This is a genomic window from Streptomyces sp. NPDC005151 (assembly GCF_053599875.1).
Genome location: NZ_JBSFYR010000206.1, coordinates 1 through 4,159, shown reverse-complemented (window position 1 = coordinate 4,159; position 4,159 = coordinate 1). Strand labels below are relative to the sequence as shown.

General features: G+C 69.4%; 4 protein-coding genes and 1 pseudogene. 4 read left to right on the top strand and 1 reads right to left on the bottom strand.

The window, feature by feature from the left end:
• The 4 genes and pseudogenes from ACWD6R_RS39930 to ACWD6R_RS39915 form a co-directional block, all read left to right on the top strand.
• Positions 1-799, top strand: a pseudogene (locus tag ACWD6R_RS39930) (hypothetical protein); the annotation flags it as partial.
• A gap of 806 nt (positions 800-1,605) precedes the next feature.
• The gene (locus ACWD6R_RS39925; RefSeq protein WP_451823247.1) at positions 1,606-2,379 is read left to right on the top strand and encodes a DUF4389 domain-containing protein; all 774 of its coding nucleotides are present in this window, start codon (positions 1,606-1,608) and stop codon (positions 2,377-2,379) included.
• A gap of 42 nt (positions 2,380-2,421) precedes the next feature.
• Complete coding sequence (locus ACWD6R_RS39920; protein ID WP_451823246.1) at positions 2,422-2,937, top strand: DinB family protein; 516 nt, start codon at positions 2,422-2,424, stop codon at positions 2,935-2,937.
• 275 nt (positions 2,938-3,212) lie between these two features.
• Positions 3,213-3,770 (top strand): YceI family protein, encoded by a 558-nt coding sequence (locus ACWD6R_RS39915; protein ID WP_451823248.1) that lies wholly within the window; start codon positions 3,213-3,215, stop codon positions 3,768-3,770.
• Positions 3,771-3,784: 14 nt separating this feature from the next.
• On the opposite strand, the gene ACWD6R_RS39910 is transcribed toward ACWD6R_RS39915, so the two are convergent.
• Positions 3,785-3,991: a hypothetical protein gene (locus ACWD6R_RS39910; RefSeq protein ID WP_451823245.1), complete on the bottom strand. Its 207-nt coding sequence runs from the start codon at positions 3,989-3,991 to the stop codon at positions 3,785-3,787.
• Between the last annotated feature and the right edge of the window lie 168 nt (positions 3,992-4,159).

The window sequence follows — 4,159 nt, the reverse complement described above, 5'->3', positions numbered from 1 at the left end:
CGACCCCGACCCCGACCCCGACGACGACCGTGACGCCGACGCCGGGACGGCCACCGACAACGCCGACGCCGGGACGGCCACCGACGGGGCCGACCCTGTGGTCCGAGCCCCCAAAGCCCGCTCCAAATGGCTGTGCGGCTCGGTCAACGACACCGCCGGCGAGGTCGTGGCCGCCGTGTTCGACCAGGCCGAGGCCCGCGACCCCGACCACTCGCGCACCTGGGTGGTGCTGGTCGACGGCGCACCCCACCAGATCGACCTGATCAACGCCGAGGCACAGGCCCGCGGCGTGAAGGTGCACATCGTCATCGACATCATCCACGTCCTGGAGTACCTGTGGGGAGCCGGCCACGGCCTGCACGAGAGCGGCGACAAGACCATCGAGGCCTGGGTCGCCCGCACCGCCCGCACCATCTTGGCCGGAGACTGCGGCAAGGCCGCCGCCGCGATCCGATCGGCCGCCGAACAGGCCGGGATCGCCGCCGGCCACCACAAAGGCATCGACGACGCCGTGGCCTACCTCACCAACAAGGCCGAATACCTCCGCTACGACACCGCGCTGGCCGCCGGCTGGCCGATCGCGACGGGCATCATCGAGGGAGCTTGCCGCCACCTGGTGAAAGACCGTCTCGACATCACCGGAGCCCGCTGGGGTCTGGCCGGAGCCGAAGCCGTCCTGAAACTCCGTGCCCTGCGCGCCAACGGCGACTTCGACGCCTACTGGGTCTGGCACGAACAGCAGGAGTTCACCCGCAACCATCAGGCCCGATACCGCAACACCCTCAGCCTCGCCGCCTGATCAAACCAGCACCCTCATCGGATACGCACCCTTCGGGGAAGCCGGTATCGGCTGGGAGGGAGTTACGTTCGGCACGTGTCCCCTTGCTTCTGCGTATTCCGGTTGTCCAGCTCGCCACCGATACCACCTCAGTGACCATCACCGGGAGCATCACGTCCCAGGGCATCCTGCATTCGTTGAGCTCACCCTGCCCGACGGCGACCCGCAGCAGCGGCGCAACCGGCGACGTCCTCGGACGGGCCCTCGTACGGGAGGCCTGCCTTTTCCACGATCCCGGCGAGCACTCCGGGTTCGGCGTAGTAGACGGAGTCGGTCAGCCCGGCTTCCACATGCCACCGGGAAGTGCACGAAGACCCTGGGTGCCCAGGGGATTCGGCAGAACCGGAATGCGATCAGCCGTACGGATCACTGCCGGGATCCGCACCCGCACCCGGACGCGCCGCTCATGGACGGCTGGTCGCCGCTCTCGCCCTCCCACTGGGCATGACAGCCGCCAACAGCACCGCGGCGCAGGCCGCCGCCCTCGAGTGCAGCACGGATACGGGCACACGCCGGGCAAGTGCGAGGCCGGACCGGCCGAGACCGGACCTTCGGTGCGTACGCCGACCTCCTGGAGTGACGTGACCACATGACGACGGACCCGGTCATCGGGGGACGAGCGATGGCCGGGTCCCGCCCGGTCCGGCGCGGTCCGTCAGGACACCCGATCGGCCCGTGGTCGATTGCGGGCCCGTATCGGCGGGCCGAGCGTGGGGTGACGTCGTAGGTGCCGATGGGGTACGCATCACCCGCCGAGGAGGAGCGACATGGCTGACGCCCAGTGGACGGGCCCCAGGGGACCGGACGCGGGGGAGTGGCTCCCTGTGCTGGACCTCGTCGAGCCGGCGAGGCAGCGCCGGCTCACGGTGCTGGTGCGGCTGCTCCTGCTGATCCCGCACTTCATCGTGTTGTTCTTCCTCTACATCGCGGCCTTCTTCACCACCATCGCGGGCTGGTTCGCCGCCCTGGTCCTGGGGCGGCTGCCCGAACCGGTCTTCCGCTTTCTCGCCGGATATCTCGGCTACCACACGCGGGTCGGCGCGAGCGCAATGCTGCTGATCGACCGCTATCCGCCGTTCGCCCTGACTCCGCCGCCGGACTATCCGATCCAGATCGAGCTCCGGCCGACGGAACTCAACCGGCTGGCCGTCTTCTTCCGCCTGATCCTGATGATTCCGGCAGCCGTCGTGCAGGGACTCGCCACCGCCGGCTGGTGGGCGCTGTCCTTCATCTGGTGGCTGATCACACTGATCCTGGGACGCATGCCCCAGCCCCTCTTCGAGGCCTCGGCCGCGACACTCCGTTACGACATGCGCTTCTACGCCTACTTCATGATGCTCACCCCGGCCTACCCCAAGGGGTTCTTCGGCGAAGAAGCCCTTTCCGTACCCGAGCAGCAGCCCCGTTCCGCCACACGGCCGCTGATCATGAGCGGAGCGGGGAAGGCCCTGCTGATCCTCTTCCTGGTGGTGGGTGTGGCCGCGAACATCACCACCTCCGCCACGACCGACTGGTCCTCGGACAGCACTGACGGGTGGTGAAAGGCCTGGCAGGATCCGGTGGCCGACGGGCATGATCTGGCGATGACATGGACAGCACCAGACGCAACGCGCACGCCCGGATCCCTCGTCGCCGGTGAGCGGGAGATGCTCACGGGATATCTCGCATGGTTCCGCAGCACCCTGCTGCAGAAGTGCGCCGGCCTGACCGGTGAGCAGCTTGCCGAACAGACCGTACAGCCGTCCAACCTCACCCTCCTCGGGCTGCTCCGCCATATGGCGAAGGTCGAACGCACCTGGTTCCGGGAGCGTTTCGCCAGCCAGCCGCTGGACCCGATGTACGACCCCGCCAGGGGCAAGGACGCGGACTTCGAGGACCTGGATCCGGCGTGCGCCGCCGACGACTACGCGCGCCTGGTCGAGGAGTGCCGGCTGGCGGACGCCGCCATCGCCGACGCATCGCTCGACGACACTTTTGTCCACGGCGGCGAGGTCTTCTCGCTGCGCCTCGTGCACGTCCACATGATCGGGGAGTACGCGCGCCACATCGGCCACGCCGATCTGGTGCGGGAGCGGCTGGACGGGGTGACGGGGGCCTGAGGCGGCGCCGAACGACGACTGTCCAGTTGGCTCGGGGCGGTTCGGATCGGCTGTGCGGAGGACTGCCCGGCCTCCCGGGAAGTCACCCGGCCGTTCGCGTGACCTGGTGACCTGCGCGGCCCAGGTCCTCAGACGACGCTGCTGATCCCCGTGTCCTGGTGTTCCGTGTGCGGCCGCGCCGTGCACGGCCCGGGAGCCGGATCGAGCAGGGCGATGTCGCCGGCCATGGCGGCGAAGCGGCCCCGCCTATCTGGAGAGCTCTGATCTCATGACCAATCCTGCTGAGACCACCCCCTCGTCCTGCTGAGACCACCCCCTCGACCGAATCGGCCGCCACCGGCAGCTGGACCCTGGACCAGGACGCGACCACCGTCGCGCTGCGACACAAGACGATGTGGGGTCTCGTCAACGTCAAGGGCGCCTTCACCGACGTCACCGGCGAGGGCGAGGTCGGCGCCGACGGCTCCGCGCGTGGCTCCGTCATCCTCGACGCGACCTCCCTCGGCACCGGCCACGCGAAGCGTGATGCCCATCTGCGCTCGGCCGACTTCTTCGACACGGACCGCTACCCGACGCTCGTCTTCACCGCCGACAGCGCCACCCCCGATGCCCGCGGCAACGTGGAGGTGGCCGGCCGGCTCACCGTCCACGGCACGACCCGGCCGCTCGCCTTCTCGGCCCGCACCACCGAGTCCACCGCGGCGGCGGTCACCCTGACCGCCGAGATCGACGTCGATCGTGCCGATTTCGGGCTCACCTGGAACAAGGGCGGAATGATCAAGGGACCGGCGACCCTCTCGCTCACTGTCCGATTCGTACACCTTCCGGCCTGAGCAGGTGCGCCTCGTCAGTGCTCCCGCTCGCCGCACACGGCGGGAAACACGACTGCGCCCGGCGGCAGCGCACCGGGCGGGACACCGACGAGACGCAGACACGCCTCGCAGCTCGCGTCCACGGGCGGATATTCGACCCGGACCGCGTCGAGACCGGTGACACCGTCGGCGGTGTGCAGTTCGGCAGGGTGGGAGCCGTCCGGAAGGGTGCCCGCCAGCACCCCGAAGGCCGACGTGTCGCTGCCCGTCCCGACACAGCCGTGGATGACGAAGCGCCAGTGCCGGGCCGCGTCGGCTAGTGCTGTGACCGGGAAGGTTCACCGGGTGGGCGGTCGGTGATGTCGGGGCAACCTGCCCGTGGGCCGATCGGCCTGGTGGGTGACAATGGC

What these genes read in the sequence shown, in the direction of transcription:
- ACWD6R_RS39925 (WP_451823247.1), top strand. Translation starts at nt 1,606, where the DNA reads ATGGCTGACGCCCAGTGGACGGGCCCCAGGGGACCGGACGCGGGGGAG.
- ACWD6R_RS39920 (WP_451823246.1), top strand. Translation starts at nt 2,422, where the DNA reads ATGACATGGACAGCACCAGACGCAACGCGCACGCCCGGATCCCTCGTC.